The 13,889-nt window shown below is 60.9% G+C and carries 14 protein-coding genes; 8 read left to right on the top strand and 6 right to left on the bottom strand.

Annotated features, from left to right (window positions below):
- Positions 1 to 235: 235 nt before the first annotated feature.
- The 3 genes from QQL28_RS39050 (at position 236) to QQL28_RS39040 (ending at position 2,824) form a co-directional block, all read left to right on the top strand.
- Entirely contained in the window at positions 236 to 1,096 is an 861-nt protein-coding gene (locus QQL28_RS39050; RefSeq protein ID WP_284274238.1) for a YqaJ viral recombinase family protein, read from the top strand.
- The gene (locus tag QQL28_RS39045; RefSeq protein ID WP_284274236.1) at positions 1,080 to 2,255 is read left to right on the top strand and encodes an ERF family protein; all 1,176 of its coding nucleotides are present in this window, start codon (positions 1,080 to 1,082) and stop codon (positions 2,253 to 2,255) included. Before QQL28_RS39050 ends, QQL28_RS39045 begins: the two co-directional genes overlap by 17 nt.
- A gap of 113 nt (positions 2,256 to 2,368) precedes the next feature.
- Positions 2,369 to 2,824 carry a hypothetical protein gene (locus QQL28_RS39040; RefSeq protein WP_284274234.1) on the top strand — a complete coding sequence of 152 codons (456 nt, stop codon included), beginning with the start codon at positions 2,369 to 2,371 and terminating at the stop codon, positions 2,822 to 2,824.
- Here the strand turns inward: QQL28_RS39040 and QQL28_RS39035 are convergent.
- The 3 genes from QQL28_RS39035 to gmd are packed head-to-tail and all read right to left on the bottom strand — an operon-like array spanning position 2,812 to position 5,749.
- A complete protein-coding gene (locus QQL28_RS39035) occupies positions 2,812 to 3,705 on the bottom strand; it encodes an aldose 1-epimerase family protein (RefSeq protein ID WP_284274233.1) in 894 nt (297 codons plus the stop codon). The genes QQL28_RS39040 and QQL28_RS39035 overlap by 13 nt on opposite strands.
- A 36-nt stretch (positions 3,706 to 3,741) precedes the next feature.
- Positions 3,742 to 4,698 (bottom strand): GDP-L-fucose synthase, encoded by a 957-nt coding sequence (gene fcl / locus QQL28_RS39030; RefSeq protein ID WP_284274231.1) that lies wholly within the window; start codon positions 4,696 to 4,698, stop codon positions 3,742 to 3,744.
- On the bottom strand, positions 4,679 to 5,749 hold the full coding sequence (gmd, locus tag QQL28_RS39025; protein WP_284274230.1) for a GDP-mannose 4,6-dehydratase: 1,071 nt from the start codon (positions 5,747 to 5,749) through the stop codon (positions 4,679 to 4,681). The genes fcl and gmd overlap by 20 nt, the downstream gene beginning before the upstream one ends.
- Before the next feature lie 690 nt (positions 5,750 to 6,439).
- On the opposite strand from gmd, the gene QQL28_RS39020 reads away from it, so the two are divergent.
- Both QQL28_RS39020 and QQL28_RS39015 read left to right on the top strand, forming a co-directional pair.
- Positions 6,440 to 7,789 (top strand): ATP-grasp domain-containing protein, encoded by a 1,350-nt coding sequence (locus QQL28_RS39020; protein WP_284274228.1) that lies wholly within the window; start codon positions 6,440 to 6,442, stop codon positions 7,787 to 7,789.
- Positions 7,786 to 9,030 (top strand): NAD(P)-binding domain-containing protein, encoded by a 1,245-nt coding sequence (locus tag QQL28_RS39015; RefSeq protein ID WP_284274226.1) that lies wholly within the window; start codon positions 7,786 to 7,788, stop codon positions 9,028 to 9,030. The genes QQL28_RS39020 and QQL28_RS39015 overlap by 4 nt, the downstream gene beginning before the upstream one ends.
- 11 nt (positions 9,031 to 9,041) lie before the next feature.
- Here the strand turns inward: QQL28_RS39015 and QQL28_RS39010 are convergent, their stop codons facing one another.
- Positions 9,042 to 9,458, bottom strand: a complete 417-nt coding sequence (locus QQL28_RS39010) for a hypothetical protein (RefSeq protein WP_284274224.1) — start codon at positions 9,456 to 9,458, stop codon at positions 9,042 to 9,044.
- 735 nt (positions 9,459 to 10,193) lie between these two features.
- Between QQL28_RS39010 and QQL28_RS39005 the strand changes: the two genes are divergently transcribed.
- Complete coding sequence (locus QQL28_RS39005) at positions 10,194 to 10,463, top strand: hypothetical protein (protein WP_284274222.1); 270 nt, start codon at positions 10,194 to 10,196, stop codon at positions 10,461 to 10,463.
- Positions 10,464 to 11,541: 1,078 nt separating this feature from the next.
- Here the strand turns inward: QQL28_RS39005 and QQL28_RS39000 are convergent.
- Positions 11,542 to 11,883, bottom strand: a complete 342-nt coding sequence (locus QQL28_RS39000) for a hypothetical protein (RefSeq protein ID WP_284274218.1) — start codon at positions 11,881 to 11,883, stop codon at positions 11,542 to 11,544.
- Positions 11,884 to 12,148: 265 nt separating this feature from the next.
- Here QQL28_RS39000 and QQL28_RS38995 point away from each other — a divergent pair, with 265 nt between their 5' ends.
- Positions 12,149 to 13,273 carry a hypothetical protein gene (locus QQL28_RS38995; RefSeq protein ID WP_284274216.1) on the top strand — a complete coding sequence of 375 codons (1,125 nt, stop codon included), beginning with the start codon at positions 12,149 to 12,151 and terminating at the stop codon, positions 13,271 to 13,273.
- Between the two features lie 69 nt (positions 13,274 to 13,342).
- The gene (locus QQL28_RS38990) at positions 13,343 to 13,588 is read left to right on the top strand and encodes a hypothetical protein (RefSeq protein WP_284274214.1); all 246 of its coding nucleotides are present in this window, start codon (positions 13,343 to 13,345) and stop codon (positions 13,586 to 13,588) included.
- Positions 13,589 to 13,661: 73 nt separating this feature from the next.
- Here QQL28_RS38990 and QQL28_RS38985 read toward each other — a convergent pair whose 3' ends face one another.
- Positions 13,662 to 13,844, bottom strand: coding sequence for a hypothetical protein (locus QQL28_RS38985; RefSeq protein WP_284274213.1), 183 nt, complete (start codon positions 13,842 to 13,844; stop codon positions 13,662 to 13,664).
- Positions 13,845 to 13,889 lie beyond the last annotated feature (45 nt).

Here is a 13,889-nt window from a genome sequence, read left to right as displayed (position 1 = left end):
TTGGCTATCGCTCATCGCGGCACCGAAAGGTTCGCTCCAACATCTTGTAAATTCAAGGTTTTTCTGACCTAAAAGAGCAACAAACTTGCTGCAAAAGGACTGGCATTCTGCGGCAAAAGGAGCGTTACTGAATCAAACCCGGGCGCAACAGACGGCCCCGGTATCTCACCCCCGCAGGTGCGGGGCTTTTGGCGGTGCGGCGGCAGGCCGCGTGTGCCAAACCAAGGAGATACCGATGGATACGATCTCAGCCAATGGCGCCGAGGCGCCCCGTTTCGTCATCACCTCCCACCGCTACGACCGACGCGCCTTTATCGGCGGCTCGGACGCGCGCGTCATCATGGGCGATGACCAGGAGGCGCTCACGCGCCTGTGGCGGGAAAAGCGCGGCGAGATCGCGCCGCAGGATTTTGCCCACAACCTGGTCGTTCAGCTTGGGACCGTTACGGAGGAGCTCAACCGGAGCTGGTATCAAGACGCCACGGGGCAGGCGATCACCGACATCCAGAAGCGGGTTCGTCATCCCGTCCACGCCTGGATGGCGGCCACCCTCGACGGCATGATCGCAGAGACCGGCGCGGTATTCGAGGCCAAGTTCATGCTGCCCTGGGCCTTCACCGAAGAGGCAGCGGCCGAGAAGCACATGGCGCAGCTGCAGCACAACATGTGGGTGGTTGCCGCGCGCTCGTCGGTGCTCTCCATCATCACCGGCGGTGGCAAATGGGTCGAGATCACCGTTCAAGCCGATCCGCTCTATCAGCACCTGCTGCTAACGGCTGAAAAGAAGTTCTGGCGGTGCGTGCAGAGCGGCGAGCCACCGCTCCTATTCAGCATCGAGACCCCGCGCCCGCGACTTGCCGCCGTCAAGGTCGTCGACATGACTTCCTCTAATCTGTGGGCCCCTTGTGCCGCGACCTATCTGCGCACCCGGGAGGCCCATGGCGAGCACGAGCTGGCCAAGGCGGAGCTGAAGAAGCTGCTGCCCGAGGACGCCAAGGAAGCGTTTGGCCACGGCATTCGCGCCAAGCGGTCGAAAGCCGGCGCCATCAGTTTTGATGCGGTTGAGATGGAGAGCGTCCATGCACCAGGCCAGTGAGTATATTGGGACGATCGCGGCCGCGCTGGCCCGCGCGCAAGCTGAACTCACCAACCCGGAGAAGACCCTGACCGCGATGATCCGCTCGCCGTTTTTGCGCGATGACGATCGAACCTTTCGCTACGCCTCGCTAGCGAGCGGTCTCGACATCGTGCGCAAGACCCTGAGCCAGCAGGAGATCGCCACCATCCAGACCACCCGGATCGAGGCGTCCACCGGCACCATTCACCTCACCACCCTCTTAGCCCATGCCTCTGGCGAATGGATTTCCTCGGACTGGCCGGTCTGTGCCATCAAGGACGTCGAAGCCCCGCACCGCATGGGGGCGGCGCTGACTTATGCGCGCCGCTACGCTCTGTTCGCCCTGGTCGGGATTGCTGGCGAGGATGATCTCGACGCCCCGGATACGGTCGCCTGCCCGCCAGGCGCGGAGCCGCAAGCGCCGCCCAACGTCAAACCCAGGCCGACCAAGGGCGTGCTGCATCGCCCGCCGGTGTTGGGGCCGCCGCAGTCCGCCGGGCTGCGGGAGCAGCTGCTAAGCCAGCTGGCGGTGCTGCCCGCCGGCAATGACCTGCTCGCTTGGGCCAAGGCCAGTCTGCCGCTCAAGAACACCCTGCTGGAGGCGGATGCCCGGATCGTCGAGGCTGCCTACCAGAGCAAGCTTGAGGACGCAGCCCGTCCCATGGCCGCCCCAGCGCCCGCCCTAGATCAAGAAGGCGTGTCACCAGAGCCGCCCGGGACAGCGGCCGCGGACACCGAGACCGCGCTGCAGCCGGCTCTGCCACTTATCCCCGAGTCTGGGCTCGCCCATCCCAAGGAGCCGCAACGCAAGCGCAGCAAAGCCCACCTGCTGTTTGTCCGCGAGCAGCCCTGCCTCGTTTGCCAGCAAACCCCGTGCGACGCCCACCATCTGAAGTTCGCCCAACCGCGCACCCTGGGCCGCAAGGTCAGCGACGAGTTCACGGTCCCGCTGTGCCGCGCCCATCACCACGAGCTTCACCGCCAAGGCAACGAGCGCGCCTGGTGGGCCAACCTGCAGATCGCACCCCTGCCCATCGCGCAGGAGTTGTGGGCGGCAAGTCCCGTCCACGATCAAGCTAACGTTGGAATCGCGAGCCCGGCTCTCGCGACCCATCTTGGCTCGGGGGCCTCACCATGAACCGGCTATTCCCTACAGCGCACCAGCTCACCGCGACCGCGCTGCCGGTCGAGTTTGAGGCACTGGCACCGCCGCCTTTGCTGCTGCCCGGCGAGAGTCTCGAGAACTACCAAATGCTGCGGCAGGCGATCTTCGCCGACCTCGCGCCACGATCCGCCATCGAGTGGCTGCTCGCTATCGACGTCGCCGAACTGTCGTGGGAAATTCAGCGCTACCGCGTGTTGCGTCACAAGCTTCTCGAGACCTATCGGCAAAAGGCGATTGAGGCAGCCTTACGACGCATCGACATGGTTGGGATCGCCCCCGAATTCGAAGACGAGGCCGAGTATTACACACTGCAAAACGCTCTCAGCTGGCGGATTGACCCGATCGCTGCGACCGAAATAGAGACGCGCCTTGCGTCCGATGGCTTCGATCAGCACGCCATCACCACGGAAGTCTACGTGCAGGCGCGCGAGGTGTTTCTGCTGTTCGAAGGTTTGCTCAATGCCGCTCAAACCAAGCGTATGCTGCTCCTTCGCGAGATCAGGAACCAGCGCCTCGCTGCACCGATGCGTCAGCGGCGCTGAGATCGGATGGAGGTCCCAACCGCAATCCGAAACGACAACGTCTCCTCAGCACCCGGCGCGATATGCATCACGCCGGGTTTGCTCGCAAACTCACCGTCGAAGGCTAGGGGGCTGGCATAACCGCGCCACGGCTCGATGCAAAGGAACGGCGCGCCGGACGGTTTTGACCAGATGCCAAGCTCGCGGAAGCCGGACCAGGACACCCGCACCCACGGCCCCCGCTCCGCCGCGTAGCGTACGGATGAGCTCTCGAGGCAATCGAAGATGATCGCGTCATCGATGAACAGGGCCTCAGTGAGCGCAAGCACGCGGTTGTTGACCGGGCTTGGCGCCGAGGCGCCTAACAACCCACCCTCCAGCCGCCGGATCGGATGCGGTTCATCCTGGGAGAATGTCAGCGAATAGTTCTCTTTGCGTTCCCCGGGCACGAGCGGCCAGTTGAAGGCCGGATGGCCGCCGAGAGAGGCCGGCAGCACCTCTTCGCCCGTGTTGACGACCTGAAGCTGGACCTCCAGGCCAGCCTGATCGAGGCTGTAGGTCACGACCAGCCGAAACGCGAATGGATAGATCGCCCGGGTCTCGGCATCGTCGCTCAGGGCAAGGACGCATTGCGTCGCACTTCGCTCAAGCCACTCAAACTGGCGGTCGCGTGCAAAGCCATGCTGCGTCATTCGGTACGCCTTGCTCTGATGACGCAGCTCGTCGTTCTTGAGCCGGCCCACGATCGGAAACAACAGCGGCGCATGGCGCGGCCAGCCAGGTCCCGCCTGCCAGATGAACTCGAGGCCGGCGTCGGTCTTCAGTGAGCACAGTTCGGCACCTTGCACCGTGACGGTCGCGCTGAGGTCGCCGCTGCGTAGGGTGTGGATGTCTTCGGCCATGTGTTGCACCTCAACTGCGGCTCAACCCGCCGCAAGCTATCGCGCGGCGTTCGGGTTGCTCGCCAGATACGCCTCATAAGCCCGTCGAATTCCATCCGCGAGCGAGGTCTTGGCGCGCCAGCCGAGCTCGGTCAGGCGGCTGACGTCGAGCAGCTTGCGCGGCGTACCGTCGGGGCGCGAGGTGTCGAAGGTGATCTCGCCGCGATAGCCGACCATGTCGGCGACGACGCGGGCGAACTCGGCGATCGCGATGTCCTTGCCGGTGCCGATATTGATCAGCTCCGCGCTGGAATAGGTCTTCATCAGGTGGACGCAGGCATCCGCCATGTCGTCGACATAGAGAAACTCGCGCCGCGGCGTGCCGGTGCCCCACACAACGACGCTCGCCGCCCCCGACAGCTTCGCCTCGTGGAAACGGCGCATCAGGGCGGCCACGACGTGGCTGTGCTCGGGATGGTAGTTGTCGCCGGGGCCGTAGAGGTTGGTCGGCATCACGCTGATGAAGTCGCGCCCATATTGGCTGCGATAAGCCTCAACCATCTTGATGCCGGCAATCTTGGCGATCGCGTAGGGCTCGTTGGTCGGCTCGAGCGGCCCGGTCAGCACCGAATCCTCGCGCAGGGGCTGCGGTGCGAGTTTTGGATAAATGCAGGACGAGCCCAGGAACATCAGCTTCTCAGAGCCAGTCTGATGCGCGGCGTGGATCACGTTCGCGGCGATCGCGACGTTGTCGTAGAGAAATTCGGCGCGCAACGTATTGTTGGCGACGATGCCGCCGACCTTGGCGGCGGCGAGGAACACGGCCTGCGGCCGCGCTTTGGCAAACCAGTCGAAGACCTGGGCCTGGTCGCGAAGATCGACCTCGTTCCGCTCCACCGTAACGAGCCGCACGTCCTCCTGCGCGAGCCGGCGCATGAGCGCAGCTCCGACCATGCCGCGATGGCCGGCGACATAGACCGTCTTGCCTTTCAGCTCAAACGGTGCGTTTGGCATTTGCGGCTTCCTGTTTCGCCTCCGCCAGATCGCTCGCGACCATCTCCTGGACCAATTGGGCAAAGCTCCGCTTCGGCTTCCAGCCGAGCTGCGCGCGCGCCTTGCTGGCGTCGCCAATGAGGAGATCGACCTCGGTCGGCCTGAAATAGGTCGGATCGATCCTGACCACGGTCTTGCCGCTCACCGCATCGAGACCGAGCTCATCGACGCCCTTGCCGCGCCACTCGATCCTGCGGCCGACCTCGGCAAACGCAAGCTCGACCATCTCGCGCACCGAGCGGGTCTCGCCGGTCGCAAGTACGAAATCGTCAGGCTTGTCCGCCTGGAGGATCAGGTGCATGCCCTCGATATAGTCCCTGGCATGGCCCCAGTCGCGCTTGGCCTCGAGATTGCCGAGATAGAGCACCTCTTCCAGGCCGACCTCGATGCGGGCAACCGCACGGGTGATCTTGCGGGTGACGAAAGTCTCGCCGCGGATCGGGCTTTCGTGGTTGAACAGGATGCCATTGCTGGCGAACATGCCGTAGGCTTCGCGATAGTTCACCGTGATCCAGTAGCCATAGAGCTTGGCGACGCCGTAGGGCGAGCGCGGATAGAACGGCGTCGTCTCCTTCTGCGGGATCTCCTGCACGAGGCCATAGAGCTCCGAGGTGGAGGCCTGGTAAAAGCGCGTGTCTTTCTCCATGCCGAGGATGCGGATCGCCTCGAGCAGCCGCAGCACGCCGAGCGCATCGGCGTTCGCGGTATATTCCGGGCTTTCGAAGCTGACGCCGACGTGGCTTTGGGCGGCGAGGTTGTAGATCTCGGTCGGCCGGATCTGCTGCATCAGGCGGATCAGGTTGGTCGAGTCGGTCATGTCGCCGTAGTGCATCCGGAACGGCACGTTCCCGACGTGCGGGTCCCGGTAGAGATGATCGACCCGAGCAGTGTTGAACGAGGACGAACGCCGCTTGATGCCATGTACGACATAGCCGAGCGAGAGCAGATATTCGGCGAGATAGGCGCCGTCCTGTCCGGTGACGCCGGTGATCAGAGCGACACGCTCAGCCATGCAAAAAACCTTGTTCCCAATTCGATCAGCGGGAGCTTCGCGTCCCGATGGGCCGACACCCGCGACCGAGAAGCCGCCCCCCGACCGCTCTTTCTTGGCCGCATCGGTCGACCAGGTCAACCCCGGCAGGAGAGGCGCGTGTCTATGGAGCTGGAAGCCTTTTGAGCCCGCAAGAGCGACCCGAAAGCCACTTGGCGCAAAGTAGGGTAGCAGTCGCGCCGGCTCCACGCGCACCCTAATGACCCGCGCAGGCGGCCGACTTATACCGACACACCTTATTTCCGATGGTTGACGGCGCTGACGAGCGGCCGGCGGGCCCGCCCGGGACGGAGCAGGATGGTCAATGTTTCACCTGCGTACCTCGCAACTAGGAGGTGCTTTCGGAAGTTGGCCGCCTCGTCAGAAGAACGGCGTAAGAACAAAAGAGGGAACGGATGGGCGATAAAATCCCTCGCCCACGCACCAGATTCATGGTGTGTCAGGTATCCAAACGTGGGACGGTTTACGATCCGCAGCAAAAAAGGGGCACGGTCTAATGCCGCACTCTTAACCTTGACTGGTTACCATAATTGCGAACTCGAATAGACGCTGGTTGAAGCGCGATCATATCATCGTCGCGTTGGATTCACTGATCGATACCGCGATCGCAACTTCAATATTCGACGCCGGCCCTTTTCTAGCAACCGCCTGATGGCGACCCAATCTATTTTGAAGATTAGTATGGTGTGCATTTCGAACAGGGGTCTTTCTGTCCTTCTAGCGTCTGCTTCGTTTGGTGGAACGATCGCGGCTGTCCGCCATCTTGTGAGAAACGATATCGACGTCGGCGTCCTATCAAGCCAACGCCTTGACGCAGCGGCGTGGTCACGTCACACGGCACGCGTCTATTCCGCACCGCCGGAAAGTAAAAGCCAAGCATTTCTCGAACGGCTTGCTGCGATTGGCGCAGCCGATCACGGGAAGATCTTGTTACCGACGTCGGACGAAACTGCCTGGATGTATACGGAGAACGCCGAGCTTCTAGCTCGGCATTTTTGTATGTATCAACCGTCGACTGCGACCTTGCAGCGCATTCTTGAAAAGAACTTTCTTGCGGATGCTGCAATCAACGCCGGCCTCACCGTGTTGCCGAGCTGGGACCCACGCAACATCGATGATGTCGCGAAGCTAGCGCCAATCTTACCCTATCCTATCCTTATAAAGCCGCGCACTCATGTTCACCGCCTAAGGCACGATAAGGGGATAGTGGCCTACTCGAGCAGCGAGCTGCTGAGCAAATATCAACTGTTTGTTGATCGCGAGCGGGTCCGGGCGGCTGACACCCCGTTTTTGGCTGATGCCCACTTGCCCATTCTGCAACAGTTTGTCCGGGTAGGGAGTGAGGGTGTGCATTCGGTGACAGGGTTCATCGATAGGACAGGCGAGCTGTTTGTTACCCGCAGCGCAACCAAGGTGTTGCAGCGATCCCAACCCATGGGGGTTGGGCTCTGCTTTGAATCGTTGCCACCTGCCCCGGCGCTTTCAGATGCAGTTCGCCGCCTTTGTCGTGAGTTGGAATATTTTGGAATTTTCGAGGTTGAGTTTGTTTTGTTTGATGGCCGTTGGGCTGTCATCGACTTCAACCCGCGCCTGTTTAATCAAATCGGAATGGACATCCGCCGAGGTATGCCACTTCCGTTCCTTGCATGCCTTGACGCTGTTGGTGACACCACATCCCTACGCGAAGCGGTCGGGAAAGCGCAGGTGCAGGATAACGAGCGAATTGTCTTTTGCGATAGCTTTGCCCTGCGCGCGTTCTTGCTTGCTCAGACGATCACGAGGCGAATGTCGCATAAGGATCGCGGGCATTGGCGTGCTTGGCTTGAGAAGCATGCGGCCGATGCGGTCGATTACGCCGCCGACGGCAGCGATCCAATTCCTAGGATAATTCACTCGCTCTCCCAGATTCATATGGGCATCAAAGCTCTGCCGCGGTTCATGCGCTTGTCGGCACTAGACTCCGCTTGGACGCCACAGCCCGTCATCCAGGAATCGTCATGAGCCGGGTCGCCGTCGCGATCATCGGAGCCGGTCCATATGGACTTTCGCTCGCCGCACATCTTTCGGCGCGCAAGGTAGAACATCGCATTTTCGGACAGCCGATGCGATTCTGGTCTGATATCGCCGAGGCCGGCGGCGAGCGCTATCTCAAATCCTTCTGTTTTGGAACCAATCTGTCTACGCCGGCGCCGGGCTATTCCTTCGCTGATTATAACGAGCCCCGCGGTCTTGAGACGTTCGAGCCATGTTCGATCATGAATTTCACGGAGTACGGGCGTTGGTTCCAGCACCACAATGTGCCTTGGGTCGAGCCCGTCGAGGTTGAGCATGTCGATCGGCAGGGTGACGGTTTTGCTGTCCAACTGTCTGATGGAGAACGCCTCGTCGCAGATCGGTTGATAATTGCGACGGGATTATCAGGCTTTGCGCATGTCCCGCCAGTGCTGGCATCCTTGCCACCGGATCTTGCAGTCCATACGTCTGGGGTTACCAGCTTCGCTGCGTTCAGAGGACGCGATGTCGCAGTGATTGGGGCAGGTCAATCAGCTCTCGAAGCAGCTGCCTTGTTGTGCGAAGCTGGCGCTCGGCCGCAGCTTCTCGTACGGGAGAGCTCGGTTCGCTGGCATGATCGCTCCGCACTCGAACCTGGTTTCTGGGAACGCCTGCGCTGGCCCATCTCAGGGCTGGGCCGTGGGCTAAAGGCCAAGGCGCTTACCCAATTTCCGGGCGCGATGCATCGAGTGCCCGCCAAATGGCGAACCCGGTTCGTTAGGAGCCACCTGCCAGCGGAGGGGGCATGGTGGCTCCGCCACCGAGTTGAAACTCGGTTGCCGATCCATCTGGGAGTAACTGTCGTCAAGGCGCGCGAGGTGTCCGGGCGCGTGGCGCTGCAGCTGCGTCTTGCAAGCGATGCAGGTCAACGTCGGCTGACGGTTGACCATGTCATCGCCGGTAGCGGGTATGAGATTGATGTTGGACGGCTGATGTTCATCTCTCAGGGTCTACGAAGTGCGATCCAAAGGCTTGGGCGGGCGCCACAACTGAACGCCAGCTTCGAAGCGTCAATACCGGGACTTCACTTTGTCGGTCCTGCGTCCGCGATGAGCTTCGGGCCGCTCTTTCGCTTCGTGATCGGTGCCGAATACGCTGCGCGAGTTGTTTCGCGCCGTCTGTCGCCGCAGCACCTAGATGTCGCGACCGGCGCCAAGCCCGCGCGCACGCAAGGCAGGCGTCTGACTTAAGCTGACAGGCCTTAGTCCGGATGGCTGACGGCGCTGACAAGCAGCGGGGAGTTCGACCTAGACACCGTGATCTCGACCGTCGAAGACCCTTCGTCATGCCGGTTCTTGCCCACGACCAGGAGGGTGAACTTGTCGGTGCCCGAAAACTCCGGTTTTGCGAAATAACGGAACCCGGGGCCGACCAGAACGATCTCGCCGCCCTTCGGCTTCTCCGTCACTTCAACCTTATAGATCTGCATGGTCGACCAGCGCAGCCCCTGGATGCAATCGCCCCCTGGCGCAATCGTCATCGACCATTCCATGGTGTCGCCAGCAAGCTTGTAGGGCTTGATGTCGCGCAGGCAATTGGGCGTCGCGTGGGCCACGGAGACGGACGCGAGAAGCGTCAGTATTGCTGCGGTGGATGCGCGGATGAATTGGCGTGACATAGTTGGTCCCTTCCCGTGTGCGAGCGAGAATGGGGGCGGATATTGAATCATCGGTAAGTACGACGAGCTGCCTGAATATTTTGGTAAACCTCTCGTTAGGGTGGGTCCGCCGGACGCGAGCAATTCCGCCATTCAAGCGCTAATTCGCCGTATTTTATCCGTAGGATCGTTAGGATCAGTCGAACCTCCCGTCGAGATTGCGGCGATTTGGGCGGCCGAAGAGGGCCACCGTCGCAATTGCTTACGGAATAATCAAGTCTTCCGCTCGGTCCTTCTCGGACGATCGACTGGGTCTTGTCCGCCTGTTGTCGACAGCCGTGCTATCTTTTGCTGCCGGCTACGCTACGCGTGCGGCGATCTCGCACAGGCGGCGCGAAAGATATCGACTGTATGTGCCTTACGTGAAGCCCACGCGCGCGAGCCAACCGCCGGCCCTTCTCATACGCTCTCCTACGAATTCGAAATGCACCGGCCGCGCCTCAAAGTTCCCGCGCCGGGTGATGGTCCAAGGCCGAGCCGCCTCACGGAACGAGCGCTCAACGGGGCATCCCAGAACGATCAATGCAGACGGATGCTTGTGCGCCAGCCATTCGCATCTTGGATGAGCGGATTCAGGGGGTGGTCGCCTCGTTCGCCAAGCTGCCAATGCTACTCGGTTGCATCGGCTGTGTGACCGTTTCCATTTGCGCGGAGATCGGCTAGGAGCTAGCGCCAAGGTCAAATTGGCAGATTTTCATGCAAGTATTTTCCTGGCTCGCCGCTACTGTCACATGCGTCTTGATTCAGATCGTCGCCGCCGGATTGAACCCGGCGGCAGCCGGCCCCAGCGCAGAGACCGCCAAGAAATGCGTCCGCTATTCCTACCTTCTCTATCCCTACCAGCGCCCCGGGTCGGTGCGGATGAGCGGCGATCGCAACAATTATTTCAGAGATTGCATGGCCAAGGACGGCAACGTTCCCGAGCCACCTCTCTCGAAAGAACTGGGCGCAACAACGGACAGTTGAGCCCACTTCCTCGCTAGAAGTCCCGCCCTGGTGCTCACCACGGATTATTGAAATGCGCCTCTAGGCAAGGGCGTTGAGCCCAGCGCTCCGGACACTTCGGAACATCGGTCAAGAAATCCCTCCAGCAGCCGCCGCAATCTTGCGCAAAACGAGACAGGCACAGGGCGAATGGCCAAGCGGCATAAAATTTGCGTCAAATACTCGGGATAGGCAGATAACGAAGAAGCGATTATGCGGAGCGTCGCGTGCTTGGCCTGGTGATCCTGTTCTCGACTGCCGCCGTCTCTTTTGGAGCGGGGTACGCGACGCGGGCGGCGCTGTCACGAGAGCGTCGCGCGGAATACCTCAAATACGAGCCCTACCTGCGACCGACCCGAACAAGCGAACCTCCGGCCTTTCTACTCCGTCCGTCCACGGATACGAGGGCTCGGTCTCCCCGCACCTCCAACCCTGCTGCCAGCTGAGCAACAGCGCCCCTCGAAGCCGGGGATCACGCGCGCCAAGGCTGCTCTCTGGAGCTCGCTCGCTGCCACGCGCTCGCCAGACTTGGCGACGTTCAACGGCGAGACAAATCGTCATGGACCAGAGATACATCGGTGAAGCCAGCTCATGATACAAAATTGTGCGCTCAGATGAACATTTGGAGTTGCAGATCACTCGCGCGCACTTAGCCTGACCTTGCTGGCGGGATCATAATGATTCGGAAGACGGGATCGACCTTCGGGTGGAGATACCTCGAACAGTCTTTCGTTCGTCAAACGATGCTCCCGCTTTGATCACCGAACCCAACGAGTTAGGAACCTTGGGCCCGACGCAACGTTAGAAACACAATCTTTGATAGAAAACCTTCGGCGCTCCAATGCATCTCCTTCTCAGAACTCTTGAATGGCTGTCCTTCGCTCTCGGAACGTTAGCGCTCCGCCTAACGTATAGAGCTGGAACGTATCAAACCAGCGGGGCCGCAAGCCCGAAGCACGCGAAGCTCGCCCGGGGTGAAATGCCGTCTCGCGAGGCGCGCACCGACCGCGCATCACCAGCAGCTCACTAACACGGCGTCACGAAAACAATTTGCCTATCCCTACTTGCTGCCGCTGTCGTCGACCTTGCCCCCGTTCGCAACGCATTTGTTGAAGAAAGCCTGCTGATCGCGGCCCGTTCCCTTTGCGCTACCTGCAGCAGGATTGCCAGGTTCTCGAGGAGGAAACTGCTTGGTCATCAGCGCGCTACACTTTCTGGCCACCTCGGCGGTGACGGCCCGCCCGGGATTTGCCGCCGATAACAAAAGGAGTGCGATGAGGCCCAGTGCAACGATTTCGGGTCGCAATCTGACAAGCATAGTCTCACCTTCTATAGCGCTTAGGACGGATATCCTAGTTTCTTTTGGGGCAATTGAAACGCCGAAATTATTGCGCGTGATCATCGAAGCCTTCAAATCGGCATGGGCTCGGTGAATCGAGCCCAATCGAGGCGGGCCGAGCCGAAACAAAGGTTCGATTTGCGCAGACGATCAGGACCATCAAGAGCATATGAGCAAGGCTATCAATCCCCCGGAGCTGCTTACGGATTCCGAGCAGATGGAGGTCGTGGTTGAGCATCACCTATGGCACCGTGGCAATAAGGCTGATATTCAAGGCTAGCCCTTGAAGAGACAAGACTTTCCGGCCTCTACTGAGGACTTTGGCAGGATGAGTTCGCGCGATTTGAGCACAAACGATGAGAACCGATCGGAGCCTGCCTCCGCAGAGGTTCAATTCGCCCTCGTGATCGCGCGCATGCTCGAGACAGTGCAGAACCATCCCGAGCACATGCGCCAGGTCGTCTATGATCTCGCCCGCTACAAGCTCGATGAGCAGTTCACCCACGCCGATGCCCAGGACATTCGGCGGTCAAAGCAGGCCTTGGAGACCGCGATCAACGGCGTCGAGGAATTCTCGCGTCAGCAAGTCAGCATCCCACCGCCGTCGATCCCGCAGCTGCCGGGTTCGGGCCTAGCAGCTGCTCGCCAACCGCCGGTTCGAGAGCTACCGCCGGCGACCGCGCGCACAGGCATTGAGGTCGACCGCGGCCCCCTTAGAATGCGCCACCCCCTTTGGTCGATCACGAGGCGAACCGCCGTGCTGCTGCTTCTCGCCGGCGCCGCCGTGCTCGCCGTGCAGCAGCGGGAGCGCCTGGCTTCGTTTTCAAGTTATTTCTCGCGCCAGGAAAGGCTAGTCGTCGCCGTGTCACCTGCACCGGTCCCGCTCGCGACCGCCCAACCTGCCCCAACTACGGCGCAGCGTTCCCCCCTTCGACCGACCGACTACGGCGTCTACGCCGCAATCGACGACCGTTCGCTCGCTGAACTCACACTGCTCCCCGGGAGGCCGCCGGATATCAGGGTCGCCGTCTCAGCGGCTTTCAAGGCACCTGAACAGGCCGGCCTGCCGAATGGCCATCCGAAGTTCATCGTATTCCGCCGCGATTCGCTGAACAATGGTTTGGAGCGGGCCGAGGTGCGCGTGGTCGCCAGGATAGCCCGCGAATTCTCGGCAGAGGCGACGGGCAAGAAGCTCGGCGACGCTGATGAGACCTGGGTAATACGCAACTTCTCCTACCCGTTCCGAGTTTCTCCGTTGCCCGACGGTCCGGAGATGTATGAGCTCCACAGCGAGGATCCGGCGCTGGAACTGCCCCCCGGCCGCTACGCACTGATCCTGAAAAATCAGGCCTACTATTTTAGGGTCGACGGCGACATCATCGATCCGAGGCAATGCATCGAGCGGGTGGTCGCCACGAATGGCACCTTTTATTCCGCATGCAGGAAACCATGACCCCTTCTCAAAGGTGCAACGAGGACCTAAGTCCTCTTGAAGCGCTAACTCCACCGGATGGAGGCTGTTATGAATAGCCTGAAGTCTCTGCTCATCGCGGCATTGGTTTCCACGCTCGTCGCTCCGACCTTTGCCCAAAACACCCAGCAAAGGAACACGACAGGCCGATCTCAGGGCTATACCACCGGTTCACGTACGCCGGTCGCCACTCAGCCCAGCAACAATCCTTTCCAGAACCCGATCGGGCAGGGAGTTCCGCCGGCGGCTTCGGCCAATCCAAATCTGAACAGCAACCGAACGAACGTCCCTCGCTAGGCTGCGGCGTTTCGGTTCGCGGAAGGGCGCGCTCGGCCAAGCGCATCCCCCGACTTGGCAATTTTCAAGAAACTCACTGCCGGTTGACATCCACCTCAAGCGAGGAAGCTCCATCGACATGCAGAGAGGTCCCGCTGATCTCGATCTTGAAATAATCCGAACTGCCAGTGGTATCTGCGAAATAGCGGAAAGACGGCCCCTCCACGATGAGACGTCCGGCTTTTGGCGGCTCGATGATCGAGACCTTGTCGATCATGAGCGTCGACCAGCGCAGGCCCTGGATACACTGCTCCCCTGATTT

The sequence above is a fragment of the Bradyrhizobium iriomotense genome, assembly GCF_030160715.1.
Taxonomy (GTDB): domain Bacteria; phylum Pseudomonadota; class Alphaproteobacteria; order Rhizobiales; family Xanthobacteraceae; genus Bradyrhizobium; species Bradyrhizobium iriomotense.
Note: the sequence above shows the minus strand (reverse complement) of the source record. Positions and strands in the feature narration are given on the sequence as shown.

What these genes read in the sequence shown, in the direction of transcription:
- QQL28_RS39010 (WP_284274224.1), bottom strand. Translation starts at nt 9,458, where the DNA reads ATGTCACGCCAATTCATCCGCGCATCCACCGCAGCAATACTGACGCTT.
- QQL28_RS39015 (WP_284274226.1), top strand. Translation starts at nt 7,786, where the DNA reads ATGAGCCGGGTCGCCGTCGCGATCATCGGAGCCGGTCCATATGGACTT.
- QQL28_RS39045 (WP_284274236.1), top strand. Translation starts at nt 1,080, where the DNA reads ATGCACCAGGCCAGTGAGTATATTGGGACGATCGCGGCCGCGCTGGCC.
- gmd (WP_284274230.1), bottom strand. Translation starts at nt 5,749, where the DNA reads ATGGCTGAGCGTGTCGCTCTGATCACCGGCGTCACCGGACAGGACGGC.
- QQL28_RS39035 (WP_284274233.1), bottom strand. Translation starts at nt 3,705, where the DNA reads ATGGCCGAAGACATCCACACCCTACGCAGCGGCGACCTCAGCGCGACC.
- QQL28_RS39050 (WP_284274238.1), top strand. Translation starts at nt 236, where the DNA reads ATGGATACGATCTCAGCCAATGGCGCCGAGGCGCCCCGTTTCGTCATC.
- QQL28_RS38995 (WP_284274216.1), top strand. Translation starts at nt 12,149, where the DNA reads ATGAGTTCGCGCGATTTGAGCACAAACGATGAGAACCGATCGGAGCCT.
- QQL28_RS38990 (WP_284274214.1), top strand. Translation starts at nt 13,343, where the DNA reads ATGAATAGCCTGAAGTCTCTGCTCATCGCGGCATTGGTTTCCACGCTC.
- QQL28_RS39020 (WP_284274228.1), top strand. Translation starts at nt 6,440, where the DNA reads ATGGCGACCCAATCTATTTTGAAGATTAGTATGGTGTGCATTTCGAAC.
- QQL28_RS39040 (WP_284274234.1), top strand. Translation starts at nt 2,369, where the DNA reads ATGCTGCGGCAGGCGATCTTCGCCGACCTCGCGCCACGATCCGCCATC.
- fcl (WP_284274231.1), bottom strand. Translation starts at nt 4,698, where the DNA reads ATGCCAAACGCACCGTTTGAGCTGAAAGGCAAGACGGTCTATGTCGCC.
- QQL28_RS39000 (WP_284274218.1), bottom strand. Translation starts at nt 11,883, where the DNA reads ATGATCACGCGCAATAATTTCGGCGTTTCAATTGCCCCAAAAGAAACT.
- QQL28_RS38985 (WP_284274213.1), bottom strand. Translation starts at nt 13,844, where the DNA reads ATGATCGACAAGGTCTCGATCATCGAGCCGCCAAAAGCCGGACGTCTC.
- QQL28_RS39005 (WP_284274222.1), top strand. Translation starts at nt 10,194, where the DNA reads ATGCAAGTATTTTCCTGGCTCGCCGCTACTGTCACATGCGTCTTGATT.